The sequence below is a fragment of the Laceyella sacchari genome (assembly GCF_004343255.1).
In the GTDB taxonomy this organism is placed as follows: Bacteria; Bacillota; Bacilli; order Thermoactinomycetales; family Thermoactinomycetaceae; genus Laceyella; species Laceyella sacchari.
Genome location: NZ_SMDD01000002.1, coordinates 116,934 through 137,834 on the forward strand (window position 1 = coordinate 116,934; position 20,901 = coordinate 137,834).

The window sequence follows — 20,901 nt, forward strand, 5'->3', positions numbered from 1 at the left end:
TTTCCTCCTTCTCCCTCTAGTTGCGCAACGGTTTGCCTTTTTTCAACATGTATTGCATCCGCGCCTGCGTTTTCGGCTCCCCGATCAAGCTGAGGAACGCCTCCCGCTCAATATCAAGCAGATATTGCTCGCTCACCAAGGTTCCTTCCGGCACGTTGCCTCCGGATAAGACAAACGCAAGCTTATCTGCGATTTTATAGTCATGTTCGGAGATGTGGCCGGATTTCAGCAGGCCGTAAGCACCCAATTTCAAGACGTTGTACCCCGTTTCGCCGACTACGGGAATCATGCGCGGCTTCGGAGCTTGGTAACCGGCTTTATATAGACCCAGGGCGACTTGTTTCGCATCGTGGACGAGATGGTCGCGATTGGCGGTGATGCCGTCATATGCGCGAAGGAACTTATACTTCCGCGCTTCCAAGGCGCTTGTCGACACTTTGGCCTGACCGATAGCCATAAAGATGTGATTAACCAGCGGTTGCAACGAGATGCGATCTTTCGGATCAACCCCTTCCGTCCAGCGCAGCAACATCTCTTTGTTGCCGCCGCCACCCGGAATGAGACCCACGCCGACTTCCACCAATCCCATATACGTTTCTCCCGCCGCTTGGATGCGATCGCAAGGCAGACACATTTCTACACCGCCACCCAGCGTCAAGCCGTACGGAGCAGCCACAACCGGACGATCCAAGGTACGCAGGGAACCCATCGCGTTTTGGAATTGGCGCACCATCAGATCGAGTTCAAACCAGTTTTGATCTTGCGCCTCCATCAGCATCATCATGATGTTGGCCCCGACGCAGAAGTTGGCAGCTTCCGCCGAGATGACCAATCCCCGGTAATTGGCGGCTACTTCTTTGACGGCAGCGTTGATCATGGAGATCACATCTGCACCGATGGCCTGCTTCAGCGGATGCAATTCCAGGCAGGCGATGTCGTCCCCGATATCGATCAAGCTGGCCCCGCGATTGCCTTTGATAAGCTTGCCTTGCTCTTTTAAGTGAGCGAGGGAAATCACTTTTTCGTTTTCTTCCACTTCACCCCACTTGCCGCCGATATGGAAGGAATGCCGCTTGCCTTCCTTCACTTCGTAGAAGCGGGTGTTTCCGTCCGCAATCCACGCCTCTACCCAAGCCGGAATGGTCTCTCCTTCTTCTTTCATCCGTTCTACCGATTTTACCAATCCGATCGCATCCCAGGTTTCAAAGGGACCCAAATCCCAGTTGAAGCCCCATTTCATCGCTTGGTCCACACTGACGATGTCACCGGCGATCTCTTCCAAGCGCTTGGCGGAATACAGCAACACTTTCTTAGTGATGGTCCAAGCCAATTTGCCCGCCACATCGTCGGCGTACACCAGTGCTTGCAATTGCTCCGGCAAGCTTTTAGCCTTCTTGGCCTGCTCCAATGAGCGCGTTTTCAACTTCTTGCGCGGACGATACTCCATCGTCGCCAGATCCAATGCGTGAATCTCTTTTCCGGACTCGGTTTTCACTTTCTTATAGAAGCCTTGGCCCGCCTTTTCACCCAGCCATTTTTTCTCCACCATCTGTTTCAAGACGGGGGATACTTCAAACGCTGCTTTCTCCTCTTCATCACTCGCGTTTTCATGGACATTGCCTGCCACATGCACAAAGGTATCCAAGCCGACCAAATCCAGTGTGCGGAACGTGGCGCTCTTGGGACGGCCCATTGCCCGCCCGGTTACGTCATCCACTTCATCCGGCCCCATGCCCAGATCGACCATCGCTTGCAAGGTGATCTGTAAGCCGTAGGTACCGATGCGGTTGGCGATAAAGTTTGGCGTATCTTTGCAAAGGACAACTCCTTTGCCCAGCACCTCTTCGGCAAAGTGTTTCATCTCTTCAACAATCTGAGGATCTGTATCGTTTCCGGGAATGATCTCCAACAACTTCATATAGCGGGGCGGATTGAAAAAGTGTGTCCCCAAAAAGTGACGGCGAAACGCTTCGCTTCTTCCTTCCACCATCTTATTGATGGAAATGCCAGAAGTGTTAGAACTAACTACCGTTCCCGGTTTCCACACTTTTTCGAGGCGTTCGTATAAGCCCTGTTTGATAGCGAGATTCTCCACAACCACTTCAATGATCCAATCAACTTCTGACAATCGGTCGAAATCATCTTCCATGTTGCCGATTTCAATCAGTGCCGCTACGTCCTTGGTATAGAGCGGTGCAGGCTTCTCCTTGAACAAGCGCTCTTTTCCTGCTTGCGCCAACCGATTGCGTTCTTTCTTATCCTTGCTCTCCACCGACTCGCGAGGCACGATGTCCAAGAGCAAGGTGGGGATGCCCACATTAGCGAGATGGCCGGCAATGGCTGCCCCCATGACGCCTGCGCCCAAGACTGCCGCTTTTTTGATGCGTGCCAACGATGATTCCTCCTCTCAAAGTCCGCCCCTCATCTGAATGAACAGTCATTCATTAAGAGGTCTGAAAAAAACCCCTCCAACCGGATAGAGTTTCGAGTAAGCGTTATCATTTAGAAATGGGTAAATTTTATATCATTTAATAATATTATTTCTCTGTTTTTTTCATGCGTCAAGGGGCTAATAAAAATTTTTTGCCAATTTCTTTTCTGAATAAACAAAAACCCTTGCCGCTGAAGGTATATCCTCTTTCCCCAAAACATCATCTCTTTGGTGTATCTGGCAAATCAAGTGGACGGGAAAGAAGCAGCAAAATGATGAACATGGTTTTGATGCGCTGACCTATTCATCAGACACGCCCTAGTAAAAACAGCACGAACATCCCACACCTCCTATCGGTTTAGCGGCTTGTCGCACACCTTGGAAAGGCCCCTTTTCCTTTGCACAGGAATGAGGTATACTCGGCGTATAAATTATAACCTGGTACTAATATAAGGTACTAATACCAAGTATCAAGGAGGCCCCATGATGCATTCCCTAGCGAAAATCACCGGCATTGGTACACATGTGCCAGAAGAGCGGCTCACCAATGCCGATTTGGAGCGAATGGTTGACACCTCTAATGAGTGGATCGTCCCCCGCACCGGCATCAGAGAGCGGCGCGTCTCGGCACCTGATGAATGGTCAAGCCATCTGGCAATCAAAGCGGTGGACAATATGTTGGCACGTTATCCAGTCACCTTGAACCAGGTCGATCTGATCTTGGTCGCCACTGCGACGCCTGACACCACTTTTCCAAGTGTCGCCTGCCAGATCCAAGACCATTATGGGCTGCCCGACACAGGAGCCCTTGACATCTCTGCCGCTTGCGCGGGTTTTGTCTACGCCCTTCACCTCGCCAATGGCATGATCACATCAGGGCTTCACCGCAAAATCCTCGTCATCGCCGCAGAAACACTGACCAAAATCACAGACTACACGGATCGCAACACCTGCATCCTGCTGGGGGATGGCGCCGGCGCAGTCATGGTTGAAGCCTGTCCAGCCGACCAAGCGAGTTTTATCCACACCCGCATGACAACAGACGGATCAGCGGGCATCCATTTGTACAAAAGCGACCTCGCCACCCATATACGGGGGCAGGAGATCATCAAAAACGGATACATGATCCAAAACGGACGAGAAGTGTTTAAGATCGCCGTCAGCACCTTGTCGCGCGAAATCCCGCTCTTGTTGGAACAAACAGATTACACGCTTGACGACATTGATTGGTTTGTGCCACACAGCGCCAATTTGCGCATCATTGACGCCGTCTGTGGGCGGCTTGATTATCCGACCGAAAAGACCCTGTTTAGCGCGGAGTATTATGGCAACACCTCGTCTGCTTCGATTCCGCTGGCATTGCAAATGGGGATAGATGAAGGCAAAGTGAAACAAGGGGATTTGTTGTTATTGTCCGGCTTTGGAGGAGGATTTGTTCACATGAGCTCACTGCTTCGCTGGACCGCGTGAAGGCGTCAAGCGTGGAAACAGAGCACAAAAAAAGGGGTTCTACCTGTTTGGTAAGACCCCCTCTCTCTGGCGCGCTTTCCTGAATCTGCCCATCCAATCCCTTCCTTACGCTTGTTGCACCCGCGAAGGTGACGTCCGCGGCCGCAAGGCAGGTGTTTGTGGGATGTACTTTTTCATTTGCTGAAACGACAAAAAGACCCACCACAGATAATGAATCAAACAAAAAACAATGGCGTGTATCCACCATTCCATCTGCGGCAAGATGTCTATCGCAATCAAGTAGGAAGGCAAGATGGCCCATTGTGCCTTTTCGCCAACTGCTTCCGCCATATCCCAATAGTACACCTCTTCCACCCGATTCACTCGGTCACGATAGGCCAGTTTCAGAAACGGACGGACACAGTTGTAATAGAAAAAGCCGGGGATTCCCAACAATCGGCGATTCGCGGCCATCATCAGATAGGTCAGGATGATGAGCAAGAGATAGGTCATGTGATCACCCCGATGCGAAAGTTATTATTTAAAATAGTACTATACACTCTTCTTTGTTTTTGACTGATTTCCTGCTTTAATCCGTTAATTTCACACCGATTCCAACACATTTATAAGAAAAGGGAAAAACAAAATACAATTTAATAAAATAACAAATTTTCTCCGCAAAAGCAAGTGGCAATCACAGCAGCCTATTACGAGCCTTTATCATCCTTTTTATCACAACACAAGCCGGGTAGTGTTTAACGCACCACCCGGCTTGTTTGGCATGTTTTATCCGTTTTTTTCCCTTCCAACAGCAACACGTGATAAGTGGCCATCACCCCGTCTGGTACCGCATATTCGCGGTCATACCGGTTCATGACTTCTTTGAGCAACCGCCGTTCGGTCGCCAAGGGTAAGCGAGATTGGCTGTGGCTGGCCCCCGTCTTTTTCAACACCGATAAAAATTGACGACAAGATGCGAATTCCACTGTTACCCTCTCTTCCCGTACCTCCGTCTCCATCCAGCCAGCACCATCTAGCCACGCTTTCCAACGCGCTGCCGACAACAGCGGCAAACCATGCGTCTGCGGCGGCAAGCCCCACTCTTTTTCAACTGTGGCACAGATGCGGTGCAACTCCACAAATGTATCTGACCCAAATGTGCCCGCAACCATCCGCCCACCCGGACACAACAAGCGGAACCAATGTTCAAGCACCGTTTGCGGCTGGGTAAACCACTGAATGGCGGCATTGGAGATAATCAGGTCATAGCTTCCCTTGGCCGTAGCCGACCATGTTTCCGCATCGGCCACAATAAATGTAACCCTATCAGTCGCCACCCGCCGTTTCGCCTCGCTCACCATCGCTTCGGCCAAATCGAGCGCCACCAACTCTGCTTTCGGGAATACCTCCGCCAACAACGCCGTCAAATACCCCGTTCCACACCCCACTTCCAACACCCGCTGAGGCGATGGACCCCCTTGTATGACAGAGTCGAGCAATTGGCGAGCCATCTTCCGTTGCACGTCCGCATATCGGTCGTAAGTGGCCGCGGCCGCATTAAAACTGCGGGCGACTCGTTGTTTGTCAATCAATGTTGCACCTCTCCTTCATCCATGCGACAAATCGATCCGGTTGGCTCAAAAATGGCGCGTGCCCCACCTCCGGCCAGACTGTCAGATCGCCTTGCGGCAACAGTTCCGCCAACTCTTCTGCGCCAGCCACAGGGCAAATCGGGTCCGCAGCTCCACTGAGCAAGTGAACAGGAAATGGCAGCCAGGGCGCAAGTTTACGAACGGAAACCGTCCGTAAATAGCCAAGGCCGTCCAGCAACATTTTCGCATCAGGCACACAGCCGCGAATCACTCGTTTGGTAGCGGAAATGCACTTGACTTCCATAGCGGTGAACAAACGCCCGTCAAACTCCTGCAACACCTGCTCCAGGTCTTCAGTCACTCTGCGCATCATCCTCTCAAGCAGGCGCGCCTCCCGTTTCTGTGTGATGAATTGGCTTGCACCACTGACCACGCACACCTCCGTCACATGTTGCGGATATGCGGCTGCATACTGGAGCGCCAGAAAAGCACCCATAGACCAGCCAATCAGCACAAACGGGGGTGCAATGTGAAGGCGGCTCGCAATCTCCTCCGCAGAGGGCGGCATATCAAGAAAAGAGATCACCTGGTGTTCAGCCTCTGGCAAGCGCTCGATGACTGGTTGCCAACAGCGCTCATCGGCCGACCAACCCGCCAGCCAAACACAGCGAACCCGTTGATTCATCGCACCGCCCCCTGTTCAGCCACCCGACGGATCGCCGCTACCGCCTGTTCCACCTCTGCCTTCGTATGGGTGGCCATCAGAGAAAACCGCAGGCGGCTCTGCCCTTCCGGCACAGTCGGCGGACGGATGGCTACAGCCAACACGCCTTCCTCAGCTAAAGCCCGGCTTAGCTTAATCGCCTGTTCGCTCTCGCCCACAATCCACGGGACGATCTGGGTAGTCGATCCGCCGATGGATAGGCCTGCCTCTTGCAACTTTTGTCGAAACCACGCGCTTCGTTCATGCAGATCGCGGCGCAGATTGTCCCCCGCTTCAACCAGACGCAAGGACGTGCGGATCGCCGCCACTAACACCGGTGGCAAGGCGGTGGTGTAGATTAATGGGCGACAACGGTTTACTAGATATTGAATCCACTCCTTTTTACCAGCTACATATGCGCCGTACACGCCAAACGCTTTGCTAAAGGTCCCCATATGCAGATCGACGTCCTCCGCCACCCCCAGATGGTGGGCCATACCCGCCCCGCCGGGTCCCCACACCCCTGCAGCATGTGCCTCGTCCAACACCAATGCGGCGTTATACTTCCGCTTCAATTGCACCAGATCGGATAATGGTGCCACATCGCCATCCATGCTGAACACCGAATCGGTAACAATCAGCTTGCGCTTGGCTCCTTTGGCATCGGCCCGCTTCAACAGAACTTCTAAATGTTCCAGGTTCAGGTGACGGTAACGGTATGATTGGGCACCGCTCAACCGAATCCCGTCTACAATGCTGGCATGGTTGTACTGGTCGCTGAATACCGCATCTGACGGCTTCAGCAAGGCGGACAACAAACCCAGGTTAGCCATGTACCCGTTGGGAAACAACAAGGCCGCTTCGGTCCCTTTGAAACGGGCGATTTCCCGCTCCAGCGTCTCCGTTTCCTCGTTGTGACCGATAATCAGCCGGGATGCCACCCCGCCAACCCCTTGAGATGCCGACTCAGCCACAGCCAGCCCCAACTTTGGGTGAGTGGCCAAGCCGAGGTAATTGTTAGAAGAAAAATTAAGGAGTCGCCGCCCCTCTCGGATGAGAACAGTTTGGCCCGCCTGTTGTGCTGGGATGAGCGTACGGAGCAAATGCCGCTCCGCCCACGCCCCCGTTTCTTCGCGTAACGTGCTCTCCCAACTCTCGCTCACTGTGCGCACTCCTCAATCTCAAAACCCATGTCCATTATCATCTGATGGTCAGTCAAAACAGCTTGCCCTTCCGTCGTCAAATAATCGCCGACAAAGATGGCGTTGGCAGGGTATAGAGACAACGGTTGCAACTGACGCAAATTGGATTCGCGCCCTCCGGATACCCGGATCTCTTTGTCGGGCAACAGGAAGCGAAACAGAGCCAGCACTTTGAGGCAATAGAGCGGGTTGAGCTCATCCAAATGTCCAAGCGGGGTACCCGGGATAGCGTGCAAGAAGTTGACCGGTACCGAATCCGCATTCAACTCCCTCAACCCATACGCCATCTCAACTACTTGTTCCATCGTCTCGCCCATGCCGATAATGCAACCCGAACAAGGGGAGATTCCGGCCGCTTTGGCCATCTCCACCGTACGCACCCGGTCTTCATACGTATGGGTAGTCGTAATGTTGGCGTAATGTCCGGCGCTGGTATTCAAGTTGTGATTATATCGGTCCACACCGGCTTCTTTCAGCTGTTGAGCTTGCTCTTCAGACAAAATTCCCAAGCAGGCGCAGATCTTTAACGGCATCTCTTGCTTAATTTCTTTCACCGCGGCGATGACTTCCTCCAATTCTCCTTTGGTCGGTCCCCGGCCGCTGGCTACAATGCAATAAGTTCCCGCTTTGCGGCGTTGCGCCTCTTTGGCCCCTGCGATCAGCTGATCTTTCTTTAGCAAGGTGTACTTCTCGATGGGCGCCGTGGAAACGATCGATTGCGAACAGTAGCCGCAATCCTCAGGGCACAAACCGCTTTTGGCGTTCATGATCATGTTGAGCTTTACCTTCTTGCCAAAATACGTCCGGCGCACGCGGAAGGCCGCCTGCAACAGGGGCAACACCTCATCGTCCGGCGCTTTTAGCACCGACAACCCTTCCTCCAACGACAATCTTTCTCCCGCCAAAGCCTTATCCGCCAGCCGTTCCCAATTACCCATTTGTGTTTCCCCCTTTTAACGTTTCCATGACCAGTCCGACATCCAGGTTCGCGCACCCCGCTTCTTTAAGCACTGCCCCGGTAAGCTTCCCCGCAAGCCAAGGCAGACTTCCCCAGACAGGGAGTTTCGCCACTTGCCTGATCAGGCGCGGATTGTCCGCAACGCTCGGATCGTCCAGCCCCGCAGACCAGCCGTTTAAGATGACCCCAGCCGGCGTCAAACCTTGCTGGCGAATAGCTAAGGCCGTCAACGCCGTATGGTTGACCGTTCCCAGGTGTCCATGCGCAACGATCACCACCGGCCACCCGATTTCAGCAGCTAAGTCGGCAATGGTCCAATCCGCGCCAAGCGGAACCAGCCATCCACCCGCTCCCTCAACCAGCATCACATCGCATGCTTGCACCTGTTTTGCCAGCCTGTGCAAGATCGACTCGCGCGCAATCTCCACCCCGGCCCATTCAGCGGCCAGCCCTGGTGCCACCGGTTCGGGAAAGTGGTAACAGACGATCTCATCCACTGGTTCAGAAAGATCCAGCCACGTCTTCAACCGCATCCCATCCGTGTCAGGGTCTGTCAAACGGCCTCCGCTTTGCACCGGCTTCATCACTCCGACGCGGAGTCCCTGCTCCCGCAGAGCCCACGCTAAGGTTGCCGTGACCACGGTCTTGCCAACTTCCGTTCCCGTTCCGGTGATAAACAAGCCGCTGCCCGGAATCACGCTGTCCCCTCCCTGATCGCCTGTTCGAGAATCCCAACCATCGCTTGCAAATCGGCGAAGGGGGTAGCTAGTGGTGGCATAAAGGTGACGACATGATCCAGCGGCCGGGTGATCAGACCCAGTTCCCGTGCCCGCCGGCAAACCCGCGCCCCGATCGCTTCCTCCCACGGATACGGTTCTTTGGTTACCTTATCCTTCACCAGCTCAATGCCGACCATCAAGCCGAGTTGACGCACTTCTCCGACGTGGGGCAGAGCCTTCATCGGCTCCAGCAACTCCGCCAGAAGCTGGCTGGCCTTAGCCACATGCTCCAGCACACGCTCTTCTTCATACAATGCCAAATTGGCTAACGCCACCGCACATCCCAGCTGGTTTCCCGTATAAGAATGTCCGTGATAGAACGTTTTACCTTCATGGTGTTCGCCATAAAAAGCGTCATACACCTCATCAGAGGTGAGTGTCGCTGCCACCGGCAGATATCCGCCAGTCAGCTTTTTGCCGACCATCATGATGTCCGGTTGCACCGCTTCGTGCTCACAGGCGAACATCCGCCCAGTCCGTCCAAATCCGGTAGCCACTTCATCAATGAGCAACAACACCTTATGCGCCCGGCAAAGCTTTTCAATCTCAGCCAGCGTTCCTGGCGGCATCATGATCATGCCTCCCGCACCCTGCACCATTGGCTCGACGATCAATCCTGCCACTTTGTCCCCATGTTCCGCCAACACGCCAGCCAACTCATCCAAACAGGCTTGCCGGCAGGCCTCCGGTGAACCATCAAAACGATACGGATACGGGTAAGACACTTTCAGCGTTGGAAACAGCATCCCGGAAAACGTGGCGTGAAACGTATCCATCCCTCCTACGCTCACCGCTCCGACCGTATCGCCGTGATAAGCGTTCTTCATGCTGATGAACACTTGTTTCTCCGGACGTCCCCGCAATTTCCAATACTGGTAAGCCATTTTTAACCCGATTTCCACCGCTTCCGCCCCGCTGTCGGAATAAAACACTTTTTGCAACCGTTCCGGGGTCAACTGCACCAGTTTCTCCGCCAGCAGCAACGCGGGGACATTTGACATCCCCAACAACGTGCTGTGGGCCACTTGATCCAGCTGTTCTCGAATCGCAGCATTTAGCTTCGGGTGCCCGTGGCCATGCACATTGAGCCATACTGACGCATTGCCATCGTAATACGCCCGGCCCCGCACATCGTAAAGCTTAACCCCTTCTCCCCGTTCGATGATCAAGGGCTCATCTTCCAAATACCCCTTCATCTGTGTAAATGGATTCCATAGAAAGCGCCGATTTTTCTCCAGCAACTCGTCATAACTCCACGTCGCCAAGCCACCATCCCCCCTTTTTGTAAACCAAAAACAAACAAAAGGTTTACATTAATGATAGAAATGATTCCGCTATATTGTCAACAAGATTACATCATTAAGTTTACAATCGTTAACCAACCACTCTCCAAGTTAGCATGAATGAAACAGGTGCCTTCCGTGTAGGCGAGATACAATTTCATCTCCGTGTTGTACTGTCAGCTAAGGAAACCAAACCGAAATCTTCGTTCCCGTCCACTTGGCTACGGATGTAAATATCACCCCTATTCCTTGTCCCGTAATACGCACAAAAAAGCCACCCATTTGCAAGGTGCCTTTCCATCATGACTCTCCCGAACAACGTAAAATACCATGTGATAAGCGGCGTAGAAAAAAGCAAAAACCAAGCCTGATCTCACATGGCTTGGTTTTTGCGTCTTTATCAGCGCCTGTCGGCATCTTGTGCTGGCCGCTTAGCCAGTTAGCCGATCAAGTCTTTGGAGTGGTGATTGATAAACTGCCGAATCGTTTCCGCGGCGTACTCGCCAGAAGTGAGATCGGCTTTGGTAAACACAAACCGTCCCTTCTTTTCATCCAAATCCAATTCATCAGCCAACAGACCGAGTAAGCCTTTGCCCTTTTTGTCCAGCTCGAAAAAGCCAGCCACCCCGTTTTGCGTATGTGCCGGCTGGAACATAAAGACGATCTCGTCATATTCGCCGCGCAACCATTCCGTCGGCCGGAACTGGATGATTTGGAAGCCGCCGCCTTTCTTACCGGTGTAACCTTCTTCTTGCGGCACAAAGCCGAGCTTGTTAAACCCATCCCAGAAATATTCTTGCAGGCCGGATGGGTAAACATCCACAAAGTCGCGATCCTGCGCATCAATGCCGCTTTTGATCTCCAGATTGGTTTGGAAATAATATCGCGTATTCACTGATGACGCCGGAATAAATTCTGGGCAAACAAAAGTGAATGGATACTCTCTCGTTTCTTCTGGGGCCACCTGAAAGGTTTCCTCGGTAACCGGAATGGTTGCGATCGTTTCGTTGACATTGACGATATTGTCCCCACGCTGATAAGCGGAAGCCAAGCGAAACTCCACTTCCAACCCTTCGATGGCTTGTTCGACCTGCCCTCCGGTCAAGACGATTTTCCCTGTCACAGGCTGTCCCATTTTCAGCCGAAAATCATCTAATACCAGGTCGACCTTTGCAGCGCCGAACCCAAAAGAAGCAAAGATGTTTTTTAACATTCATTTTCAGCCCTTTCGATGTTTTCAACCTAATCCTATCATAAATTCATGTTATTTAAACAGCATTACCTCTGATGGGTCATCTGTCTTTTCAAAAAGAAACTGCAAAAAATGCATGGTGGCATACACTCCGCTTCCACATCGGTGTGCCCGTTCATAACGCCGGATCACCTCCAGAAGTATGCGCCGTTGAAGCCAAAGGGGATGGCTCGTCCGACCAGCCGCTTCCCCCACCGCCTTGATCGCTTTCAAAAAGGAAAGGCCGTTCGCATATTCCAAGCGCATCCAACTCTCCCACGAGTCGATTTTGGCAAGTCCAGCTGCCGTCAATAACTCTTCCCACTCTTTCGATGAACGGGTGGGAAACAAGTGTTGCTCGCGAGGGAGATTCCATTCTTCCTCCACTTGGCCAAACAGCGCACCCAATTCAGCGCAGTTGTCCGGCCCGTAAATGGAAGCTAGCAGGCGGCCGCCCGTTTCCAGATTATCCGCCAATCTGCCAAACGTCTTCAGCGGCTCCCGAAACCAATGGCACACCGCATTGCACACAATCAGACCAAACGGCCCCAACCCGCTCAAGTCGACATCCTCCACATCGCCGACCACCACTTTCAGCCGGGAGCGATCATCCCCCACCTTCTCACAGGTGGCCCGCACCATGCGGTCAGCGATATCCAGAGCGACGACCTCCGCTTCCGGAAATGCCTCCAGAATCAATTGCGTCATATGGCCCGTCCCGCATCCGACATCCAATATCCTACGCGGTGGCGGCCACCCATGGCGATCCAGTTGCATCAGCAGACGACAAGCGACTTTCCGGTAACTCTCCGCATAATCGTCATAAATGAGCGAAGCCCGGTTAAAGCGATTGACGCGCTGTTGCTTCTCCTTCTCCCTATCCACCGGCTTCTCCTCCCCTTTTGACACCTTTGTCGCCATCTTCGGCGGCAACCAAATGCTCAAGCCGCTTACAGCAGCTTCTCCGGGGTCATCCCGCCCAAGGGTCGCTAGAAACAAGATCGCCTGCCGACGGGATAACTTTTCTTTCATCTGCCTCTGATCTCCTGCACTCCGCCGAAAAGGGAAAAATCCGGTGGAATCCCAGCCGGATTTTTATTATTGCTTCTGTTTTTTCTCCTTCTGTTCTCTCAGATACTCTTCGTAATTATCCTTGTACAACTGTTTGTACTTTTCGTAGTAATAGCTTACACGAGCCACATAATGGCGTGTCTCACCGTATTTGATCTGATCGAGGTTTTGCCTCGTCCCGTCCCAGACCCCGGAGCTTATCCATTTGTCCACATTTCCCAAGCCGCCATTGTACGCGGCAATCACAGCTACATAATTCCCTTTGTAACGGTCACTTAAAAACTTGATGTACCAGCTACCCAACCGGATATTCGTCGCTGGGTCAAACACATAGTCGCGAACAGCTGGCGAAAAATGTCCGTCCCGAATGATATCATTGACTGTTGACGGCATAAGCTGCATCAGCCCTTGCGCGCCAACCGCCGATTTCTTGTCTGGATCAAACTTGCTCTCCTGGCGGATCACCGCCATGACCAGAAATGGATCCGCTCCCGTCTCTTGTGCACTATCAAAGATGTACTCTTCATATTCAAGCGGATACATCAAGCGATTAAACAAGGGAATAGCTACCATCACAAACACCAGCAGCACGGCAAACGCCAGCAGAATCACCCGCTTAGACGGAAGAGCTTCCACCGCTGGCTTGATCCACTTTTTTATATTCATCTGCTCCATTATTGATCAACCTATCTTTCCCCTTGTGGAAGTCCGATTGTCATGCTTGTAAACATTACCGTCAATAATCTATCTTCCACGATAAACTTAATTTTAAGCGGCGTCAATTCACAACCTTCGCGATCAATTAAACGATTTGTGTATATTTTTCGCACACAGACGAAGACGGCCCAGCACCAAACTGCCCCACCCCCGCGAGTTATGATGCGCAGGGATGGGGCGAGGCTTAACGCCCGAGGTGCAACTCGTCTGCTTTCCGCTTCAGATAAGCGATGTAAGGAGCAATCGTCATCTCAGAACCGGTCGCTCGCCGCACCAACTCCTTCGCCGTCCACCTGCTTCCGTGGCGGTATACGTTCTCCTTTAACCAACCATGGAGGGTCGATACGTTTCCGTCCGCGATTTCGTCCGGTATCTGCGGATGGACGCGGCATGCGGCCTCATAAAATTGGCAACTGAGGATGTTGCCAAGGGTGTATCCTTGAAACATTCCGCCGATGAAGTCTGCGTACCAATGAATATCTTGAAGCACTCCGTGGTTATCATCCGTCGGACTGATACCAAGATCGCTTTGGTAGCGGGAGCGCCACATCTCCGGCAAATCTTTGACTTCCAGTTTTCCTTCCAGCATGGCCAATTCCAAATCAAAGCGGATGATTACATGCAGATTGTATGTGAATTCATCTGCTTCAATGCGAATAAGCGACTTCTCCGCCCGGTTGATCGCCCGCACGAAGTCATCCAAGGAAACATTCCCCAGCTGGGAGGGAAAAGCGGCTTGTAAAGAAGGATAGTGCGCTTGCCAGAATGCCCGGCTTCGGCCGACGACATTTTCCCACAAGCGGGATTGGCTTTCATGGATCCCTGACGAGGCTCCCTTGTGCAACGGTGTTCCTTCCAAATCAGCGTCTATGCCCAACTCATAAAAGGCGTGACCCGTTTCATGGATGGTGCTAAACAGCACCTCCGTCACATCCTCTTCATTGACCCGCGTTGTAATTCGCACATCATCGTGTGCCAATCGAATCATGAACGGATGAGGTGACAAGTCAAGCCGCCCACGGTTAAAATCAAATCCCATAGCGCTGATCAGTTGCTTCACATAAGCCAATTGCTTTTCTTTAGCAAAGTGCTGTTTAATGCAGGCTTGCGACACCTCCGGACCGGCTGTCACCTGCTCCACCAATGGTACCAACTGCTTGCGCAACTCCCCGAACAACGCTTGTAGCTCTTTGGCTTTCATGCCATAGTCGGTGCGGTCGATCAGCGGATCAGCCACATGATCAAACCCGAAGAAATAATGGGCGTATTCCCGGCTCAGCTCCAATGTCCGTTCCAGATGCGGAACCACCTTGTCAAAACGATTTTCCTCCCGGGCGGCCACCCAAGCCTGATACGTTTCGGCGGAATTTTGATAGAAGCGGGAAATAAAATCAGCCGGCACCTTTGTTTCCCTGTCAACTTCTCTTTTTGCCGCACGGATCAAATCCGCTTCAAGGGAGTCAGACGGCCATTGACCATCCAGTTCTTCCAACAGTTCACCCAAGCGGGGATCAGTCAGCTTATCATGCGCAATTCGCCCCAATGTCGCCAATTGGCTACCCCGCGCACCTCCTGCCGCATGGGGCATGTATGTATTTTGATCCCAATCCAACAGTGCGATCACAGATTGCAAATCATAAATTTCCTTGAGCCGCTTTTTCAACTCTTGCCATTTCTTTTCCATTTTGTTCCCTCTCTTATCTTATGCGCTGAATCGGTCATTCTTAATTGAATTTCTTCATATAAGACATTCTTCCTGCTCTCGAAATAATTTCCGCAGAAAACAGCGCTTCTTAATCCCTTAACTTGCCAATCAATCCTAAGGAATCCAATCGACAATTACTGTGCAAAGTGTGTATGATAAAATCACCAACTTTTACACGGAGCGAAAAGAAGTATGAAAAAACTTGATGCCATCCATCAACAACTGAGCAAACAGCCAGCAGGAACCACTGCGGGAGAGTTGGCAAAGCAGTTGGACTTAGACCGTTCAACCGTCAGTCGTTACCTCAACCAACTTGTCAAACAAGGGTTAGCGGAAAAAATTGCCGGACGACCAGTTTTGTACCGTCCAACCCAGCCAGAGGCTCCATTCCCGATGCAAGCGGCCCATTCCGGGATCGCCGACCTGTTGAAAGAAGCATTGGCGGCTTTATTGTATCCCCCACACGGATTACCCATCTTGCTCACTGGTGAAACGGGGGTAGGAAAAACGTACATGGCGCAAACACTGGTTCAAGTGGCCACGGAAGCAGGCCACTTATCGCCGGGCACACCGTTTATCACCTTCAACTGTGCCGAATACGCCCAAAATCCGGAACTCTTGCTGGCCCAGCTATTCGGGGTGAAAAAAGGCGCCTTCACCGGAGCCGTAGAAGACAAGCCAGGCTTGGTGGAACGAGCCGATCGCGGCATTCTTTTTTTGGATGAGATCCACCGCCTTCCCCCATCGGGCCAGGAAATGCTGTTCTCCCTGATGGATCAGGGGAGCTTTCGTCGGCTAGGGGAGACCCATGCTGAACGAACGGTGGCCATCCGCCTGATCGGTGCTACCACGGAAGCACCAGATACCGCCTTACTGCCCACATTGATGCGCCGTTTTTCAGTCAAGCTGACCATTCCTCCGCTGCGTGAACGCCCTCCACAAGAACGGGCGAAACTACTCTCCACTTTCTTAAAAGAGGAAGAAACCCAAATGGGAGTACCCTTGACTGTAACAGAGGAATGCCGGGCCCGTTTTTTGTCTTATCCCTGCCCGGGCAATATCGGCCAATTGAAAAGTGACATTCAAATCGCTTGCGCCAGGGCCTTTTTGCGTCAGCTTGGTCACCGCAAAGACCAAGTGATCGTCACCATCAACGATTTGCCGACACACTTGCGCCAACAAGGGCCGGTGACCACGGCCATCGCTTCCCGCTTGAAACAGGTACCCTCAGACAATATTTATGAGCAACTGTTGCATCGCCATGCCCTGTTGTCACAGCAAGGAGCGACACCGCTGGAAATGGAACGGGAACTTCAGGAAACTGTCAATTCCTACATCCGCCGCTTGGTCACCTCATTCAAGCCGGGCGATTCCCAGGAAAGCGAACCGCCGCTGGACCCACAATTGCTCCAATTGTTGGAGCGGACACTATCACCGTGGCGTGACAAACTCCCGCAAGCGGCACAGTCATTTCCCTTGAAAGCATTGGCATTGCACATCCAAGCCTTCATCCGGCAACCCGAACGGCGCCCAGCCCAACCCGTGCCATCCGACTTGCCTGTCCTGCCTCTGCACAAAAAAATAGCGCGGCAAATCGGCCGTGCTTTGGAAGAGCATTACCGACTGCGCCTGCCTGAATATGAATTGGACTTGATCGCCCTCTTTTTCTCGCTGGATGGACAAACCGATCAGACCAAACAGCGGTGCATCGCCACAGTCTGTCTCACCGGGGAAGGAGCCGCGTCCACGCTGGAAAGTTGGTTAAAAAAGCGCCTGCCGGCCGCCGACAGCGATGTGGTCATCCGCTCGGCGCAAATCGATCCGTTTACGCGCCGGTCCCAAGGGTTAGTACAACTGCAGGAAACCTATGACCTGATCGCCATCGTAGGCACGGTTCCGCCCGCTTTGACGGATATCCCTTATTTCCCGGCATGGGAGTTGTACCAACCAGAAGGATTCCGCAAGTTGACGCACCATTTGGCTAAGACCCGCAAACCACAGTTGGTGCAAGAATCGGAAATCCCGTTGACGCCGAAACGGGTGCCCGAACTCATCCTTCAAGGGCTTTTGGACACAATAACCCATTATAACCCCAAACGATTGGTGCGATTGATTGAGCAAGAAGCGCCCCGCTTTCGGGAACTGTTCGATTGGACGCCCGAACGGGAAATGGGTATGTGGATGCACGTGGGCATTTACATGGATCAACTCCTCGCTGCCCAATTACACCGGGCGCAAGCCAAAGTGACCACCCAAAGTCCACCTGCTCCCAAACCGCCTACCGCCCATCTGACGCTGTGGGAGGGTTTTCTGCAACAATTGGAACAAGACATGGGTGTCCGTTTTCCGCCCGCCGCCGCGCATGAACTGGCTCGTTTGTCTGCTGAACCACCAAACAGACCCATTTCTTCATGAACCGTGCGAAGTGTGCAACCTGTTTTTGCACACTTTCCCGGTTCATCTTCATTTACCGCCCGTTACGAGGGTTGGCATCAAAATTGCACGTCATATGGGTGCCATCCCCCGAAAACGGTTTTTCCATCTTGAAGTAAAAAACCTGTCACCGGGGAGGGACAAACCGATGGGTCGCACCATCCGTTTATTGCTTGTGTGCAGTTGGGGCGCCTCTTCCGGCGTGCTTTGTCGAAAAATCAATGAAGCCGCGCAGGACAAAGGGGTTCCATTAGTGGCTGAAGCCGTCGGGATCCATGAGTGCCAAGCGAAGTTGCCGCTGGTTGATGTGATTTTATTGGAGCCGCAAATCGGACATCATAAGCGTGACCTGCAAAAAAAGGCGGATGCCCATGCCATCCCCTTGGCCATGGTGAACCCGGTAGCCTTCGCCACCATGAACGGCGAAAAAGTGTTGGAGCAAGCAATGGCGCTCGCCTCCATTCCTTTCTCCTCTTGAACCATAACGCCTTTGGCACACAGACAAATGAAAGCGTACAACAAAAACGCTGTTTCATCTGACACCTTAAACTGTCACAAACAGCGCCAGAAGATGAAAAAAACATCGCGGATCTTCCCGCCAAACGGGGGCATCCATTCTGGCAGGCATGCGAGCCATTCTCGGGAAGGCCGTACGCCCCATTCAAATAAACCGTAAGAAAGGATTTGTGAAGACCTATGGAAAAAACAGTAACCATTACCAACGCAAGCGGATTGCATGCACGTCCAGCAGCTCTTTTGGTGAAAGAGGCTTCCGCATTCAAAAGCGTTATCAAATTAGTGAAAAACGGAAAAGAAGTAGACGCTAAAAGTTTGCTCGGCGTAATGTCCTTGGCTGCCAAACAAAATGATGAGATTACGATCCGCGCTGAAGGCGAAGATGCAGAAGCAGCTGTCAATAAATTGGCGGAAATCATCGCAACGCTTTCGTAATGATTAAGGGGGATTCCACAGTGAGCCAAACCATCCAAGGCGTAGGCGCCGCACCGGGCATCAATCTGGGTACCGCTGTATGGTGGCGCAAAGAGCAACCCACAGTCACGGTGAAAACGGTTGCCGACACGCAAGCGGAAACGGCAAAGTTGAAACAAGCCATCAATCAAACCAAAGAGCAAATCAACACTTTGCGCCAAACAGCGGCGGAGCGCATGGGCGAGGAAGAAGCGCAAGTGTTTGACGCTCATTTGGCGTTTTTGGACGACCCCGGTTTCACCGGTGAAATGGAAAACCGCATCCATAGCCAGAAAAAAAACGCAGAGGCGATCTGCCAAGAAGTGACGGAAGAGATGAGCGCGTTGATGGCGTCGCTCGATGACGAATACATGCAGGCCCGTGCCGACGACATCCGTGATGTGGGCTCTCGGTTGTTGCTGAACCTGCTTGGCAAAAAGCCGTTCGACCCCTCGCAGTTGAAAGCGGGAGATGTGGTTGTCGCCGAAGAATTAACCCCATCAGACACCGCACAGTTTCCGGAAGGCATCGCCGGCATGGTGACAGCCAAAGGAAGCAAAACCGCGCACGCGGCAATCATGGCTCGCACCTTGGGCATTCCGGCAGTGCTAGGGTTGGGTGCATTGATTAACCACATTCAAGATGACGACAAATTGATCGTGAACGGGGATAAAGGTACGATCATCCTCAACCCTGGCGAAGCAGAAGAACAAGAGGCTCGCAAACTCATCGCCGCCCAAAAAGAAGCACGGGAAGCCGCTTTGAAAGAGGCAGCAGCTGATGCCTATACGGCAGACGGCAAACGGATTCAAACATTCGCCAACATCGGCAGCTTGAATGACATCGAGCTGGCAGTCAAAAACCATGCCGAGGGAGTCGGCTTGTTCCGCACCGAATTCTTGTACTTGGAAAGCGATCACTGGCCAACCGAGGAAGAGCAATACCAAGCTTATGCCAAAGTGCTCTCCGCCTTTAACGGACGACCAGTGGTGATCCGTACCTTGGATATCGGCGGGGACAAAGACCTGCCATATGCTGATTTGCCGAAAGAGGAGAATCCTTTCCTCGGCCACCGCGCCATCCGCTATTGCTTAGCCAACCCAGACGTCTTCAAAACGCAATTGAAGGCGCTGTTGCGGGCAAGCGTACATGGTAACTTGTGGATCATGTTCCCGATGATCGAGAACCTGTCTGAAATCCGTGCAGCCAAAGCCTTGTTGGAAGAATGCCGGCAAGAACTCACCAGTGCAGGGACAGAGGTCGCCGACGACATCAAAGTCGGCATCATGATCGAAGTACCGGCTGCAGCCGTGACCGCCGATCTCTTGGCAAAAGAAGTAGACTTCATGAGCATCGGCACCAATGACTTGACTCAGTACACCTTGGCCGCAGACCGTGGCAATGAGCAAGTGGCCCATCTGTACGACGCTGCCCATCCCGCGGTGTTGCGTTTGGTCAAAATGACTTGTGACGCTGCCGATCAAGCGGGTATCTAGGTAGGCATGTGTGGAGAGCTGGCCGGAGATGTAACCATGACGGAAATCTTGGTCGGTCTCGGATTGCATGAGCTGTCCATGAGCGCATCCGCGATTCCGGAAGTGAAGCAACGCGTGCGCCTCATCGACAGCGCCAAAGCCAAAGCGCTGGCGGACAAAGCCCTTCAGTTGGAAGATGGCGATCAAGTCCGCGCACTGATTCATTCCCAACAATAAAAATAAAAAAACCGACTCGCTAGCGAGTCGGTTTATTTTATTTCTTCATGCGCAAAATTAAGTAAAGCCGACTAAAATCTCCCATCGTGAGACCTTAGTCGGCTACCACATGTTTTCTATGTTCAAACAGTCACTTCTTCTCTAGTCAACGTAGCTACGTCTGGTTGGATGACCTCAATCGGCCCTACACCTCTGCGAAGCACTTTCGAAAATGCTTGCGTCGGCTTCAGCACATCGATCATGTATTTGATGGCGATCATGGGATCAACAGTGTGACCACAGGTGTAACAATCCAGGGCAGCGAACCCTTTTTCCGGATAGGTATGAATCGTCAGATGACTTTCTGAGAGCATCACAAGCACTGTGGCCCCCTGGGGCTCAAATTGTTGGGATTGTACAGACAAAATCGTCGCCCCACATGCTTTGGCAGCTTCTTTCATATGATGCTCCAAAAACGCAACATCATTGATCAGATCAAAGTCAACGCCCCACGCGTCCATCGCTACATGTCTTCCGAAAGTAGAAAATTCCATATCTTTCGGCCCCCTTCCTAGCAAAAAGTTGGTGTGAGCCAAATTCCGCTAGGATCTGCTTGTTCACCACGGGGGAAGGTTAGTCCAGTGAGGTCCCAACCCTTTAAGTGAATCCTGGATCCTACTAGCTCAA

General features: G+C 52.4%; 17 protein-coding genes and 1 pseudogene. 5 read left to right on the plus strand and 13 right to left on the minus strand.

Annotated elements, in window-relative coordinates:
• Nucleotides 1-16: 16 nt before the first annotated feature.
• On the minus strand, nt 17-2,392 hold the full coding sequence (locus EDC32_RS07685; RefSeq protein WP_132221177.1) for a 3-hydroxyacyl-CoA dehydrogenase/enoyl-CoA hydratase family protein: 2,376 nt from the start codon (nt 2,390-2,392) through the stop codon (nt 17-19).
• A 525-nt stretch (nt 2,393-2,917) separates the two neighbouring features.
• On the opposite strand from EDC32_RS07685, the gene EDC32_RS07690 reads away from it, so the two are divergent.
• Nucleotides 2,918-3,901 carry a ketoacyl-ACP synthase III gene (locus EDC32_RS07690; RefSeq protein ID WP_132221179.1) on the plus strand — a complete coding sequence of 328 codons (984 nt, stop codon included), beginning with the start codon at nt 2,918-2,920 and terminating at the stop codon, nt 3,899-3,901.
• Between the two features lie 105 nt (nt 3,902-4,006).
• Here EDC32_RS07690 and EDC32_RS07695 read toward each other — a convergent pair whose 3' ends face one another.
• The 11 genes from EDC32_RS07695 to EDC32_RS07745 all read right to left on the minus strand — a co-directional run bounded on the left by EDC32_RS07695 (nt 4,007) and on the right by EDC32_RS07745 (nt 15,100).
• A complete protein-coding gene (locus tag EDC32_RS07695) occupies nt 4,007-4,393 on the minus strand; it encodes a hypothetical protein (RefSeq protein WP_022737075.1) in 387 nt (128 codons plus the stop codon).
• A 242-nt stretch (nt 4,394-4,635) separates the two neighbouring features.
• Nucleotides 4,636-5,472 (minus strand): malonyl-ACP O-methyltransferase BioC, encoded by an 837-nt coding sequence (gene bioC / locus EDC32_RS07700; protein WP_132221181.1) that lies wholly within the window; start codon nt 5,470-5,472, stop codon nt 4,636-4,638.
• Entirely contained in the window at nt 5,465-6,157 is a 693-nt protein-coding gene (locus EDC32_RS07705; RefSeq protein WP_132221183.1) for an alpha/beta fold hydrolase, read from the minus strand. The genes bioC and EDC32_RS07705 overlap by 8 nt, the downstream gene beginning before the upstream one ends.
• Nucleotides 6,154-7,338, minus strand: coding sequence for an 8-amino-7-oxononanoate synthase (gene bioF, locus EDC32_RS07710; RefSeq protein WP_132221185.1), 1,185 nt, complete (start codon nt 7,336-7,338; stop codon nt 6,154-6,156). The genes EDC32_RS07705 and bioF overlap by 4 nt, the downstream gene beginning before the upstream one ends.
• A complete protein-coding gene (gene bioB / locus EDC32_RS07715) occupies nt 7,335-8,315 on the minus strand; it encodes a biotin synthase BioB (protein ID WP_132221187.1) in 981 nt (326 codons plus the stop codon). The genes bioF and bioB overlap by 4 nt, the downstream gene beginning before the upstream one ends.
• On the minus strand, nt 8,308-9,033 hold the full coding sequence (bioD, locus tag EDC32_RS07720) for a dethiobiotin synthase (protein ID WP_132221189.1): 726 nt from the start codon (nt 9,031-9,033) through the stop codon (nt 8,308-8,310). The genes bioB and bioD overlap by 8 nt, the downstream gene beginning before the upstream one ends.
• Entirely contained in the window at nt 9,030-10,379 is a 1,350-nt protein-coding gene (bioA, locus tag EDC32_RS07725; RefSeq protein WP_132221191.1) for an adenosylmethionine--8-amino-7-oxononanoate transaminase, read from the minus strand. The genes bioD and bioA overlap by 4 nt, the downstream gene beginning before the upstream one ends.
• A 457-nt stretch (nt 10,380-10,836) precedes the next feature.
• Nucleotides 10,837-11,610: a sporulation protein gene (locus tag EDC32_RS07730; RefSeq protein WP_132221193.1), complete on the minus strand. Its 774-nt coding sequence runs from the start codon at nt 11,608-11,610 to the stop codon at nt 10,837-10,839.
• A gap of 51 nt (nt 11,611-11,661) precedes the next feature.
• Complete coding sequence (locus EDC32_RS07735; protein WP_132221195.1) at nt 11,662-12,660, minus strand: methyltransferase domain-containing protein; 999 nt, start codon at nt 12,658-12,660, stop codon at nt 11,662-11,664.
• 66 nt (nt 12,661-12,726) lie between these two features.
• Nucleotides 12,727-13,374, minus strand: coding sequence for a lytic transglycosylase domain-containing protein (locus EDC32_RS07740; protein ID WP_054096239.1), 648 nt, complete (start codon nt 13,372-13,374; stop codon nt 12,727-12,729).
• Nucleotides 13,375-13,600: 226 nt separating this feature from the next.
• The gene (locus EDC32_RS07745) at nt 13,601-15,100 is read right to left on the minus strand and encodes a carboxypeptidase M32 (protein WP_132221197.1); all 1,500 of its coding nucleotides are present in this window, start codon (nt 15,098-15,100) and stop codon (nt 13,601-13,603) included.
• A 213-nt stretch (nt 15,101-15,313) separates the two neighbouring features.
• Here EDC32_RS07745 and EDC32_RS07750 point away from each other — a divergent pair, with 213 nt between their 5' ends.
• From EDC32_RS07750 to ptsP, 4 genes and pseudogenes are all read left to right on the plus strand, one after another.
• Nucleotides 15,314-17,536 (plus strand): sigma 54-interacting transcriptional regulator, encoded by a 2,223-nt coding sequence (locus EDC32_RS07750; RefSeq protein WP_132221199.1) that lies wholly within the window; start codon nt 15,314-15,316, stop codon nt 17,534-17,536.
• 166 nt (nt 17,537-17,702) lie between these two features.
• Nucleotides 17,703-18,032: a PTS sugar transporter subunit IIB gene (locus tag EDC32_RS16335; protein WP_022737088.1), complete on the plus strand. Its 330-nt coding sequence runs from the start codon at nt 17,703-17,705 to the stop codon at nt 18,030-18,032.
• A 218-nt stretch (nt 18,033-18,250) separates the two neighbouring features.
• On the plus strand, nt 18,251-18,505 hold the full coding sequence (locus EDC32_RS07760; protein ID WP_022737089.1) for an HPr family phosphocarrier protein: 255 nt from the start codon (nt 18,251-18,253) through the stop codon (nt 18,503-18,505).
• 20 nt (nt 18,506-18,525) lie between these two features.
• Nucleotides 18,526-20,235, plus strand: a pseudogene (ptsP, locus tag EDC32_RS07765) (phosphoenolpyruvate--protein phosphotransferase).
• Nucleotides 20,236-20,357: 122 nt separating this feature from the next.
• On the opposite strand, the gene speD reads toward ptsP, so the two are convergent.
• On the minus strand, nt 20,358-20,768 hold the full coding sequence (gene speD / locus EDC32_RS07775) for an adenosylmethionine decarboxylase (protein WP_022737091.1): 411 nt from the start codon (nt 20,766-20,768) through the stop codon (nt 20,358-20,360).
• Nucleotides 20,769-20,901: the final 133 nt, after the last annotated feature.

What these genes read in the sequence shown, in the direction of transcription:
- EDC32_RS07740 (WP_054096239.1), bottom strand. Translation starts at nt 13,374, where the DNA reads ATGGAGCAGATGAATATAAAAAAGTGGATCAAGCCAGCGGTGGAAGCT.
- EDC32_RS07705 (WP_132221183.1), bottom strand. Translation starts at nt 6,157, where the DNA reads ATGAATCAACGGGTTCGCTGTGTTTGGCTGGCGGGTTGGTCGGCCGAT.
- EDC32_RS07750 (WP_132221199.1), top strand. Translation starts at nt 15,314, where the DNA reads ATGAAAAAACTTGATGCCATCCATCAACAACTGAGCAAACAGCCAGCA.
- EDC32_RS07760 (WP_022737089.1), top strand. Translation starts at nt 18,251, where the DNA reads ATGGAAAAAACAGTAACCATTACCAACGCAAGCGGATTGCATGCACGT.
- EDC32_RS16335 (WP_022737088.1), top strand. Translation starts at nt 17,703, where the DNA reads ATGGGTCGCACCATCCGTTTATTGCTTGTGTGCAGTTGGGGCGCCTCT.
- EDC32_RS07730 (WP_132221193.1), bottom strand. Translation starts at nt 11,610, where the DNA reads ATGTTAAAAAACATCTTTGCTTCTTTTGGGTTCGGCGCTGCAAAGGTC.
- EDC32_RS07695 (WP_022737075.1), bottom strand. Translation starts at nt 4,393, where the DNA reads ATGACCTATCTCTTGCTCATCATCCTGACCTATCTGATGATGGCCGCG.
- bioB (WP_132221187.1), bottom strand. Translation starts at nt 8,315, where the DNA reads ATGGGTAATTGGGAACGGCTGGCGGATAAGGCTTTGGCGGGAGAAAGA.
- EDC32_RS07735 (WP_132221195.1), bottom strand. Translation starts at nt 12,660, where the DNA reads ATGAAAGAAAAGTTATCCCGTCGGCAGGCGATCTTGTTTCTAGCGACC.
- EDC32_RS07745 (WP_132221197.1), bottom strand. Translation starts at nt 15,100, where the DNA reads ATGGAAAAGAAATGGCAAGAGTTGAAAAAGCGGCTCAAGGAAATTTAT.
- speD (WP_022737091.1), bottom strand. Translation starts at nt 20,768, where the DNA reads ATGGAATTTTCTACTTTCGGAAGACATGTAGCGATGGACGCGTGGGGC.
- EDC32_RS07690 (WP_132221179.1), top strand. Translation starts at nt 2,918, where the DNA reads ATGCATTCCCTAGCGAAAATCACCGGCATTGGTACACATGTGCCAGAA.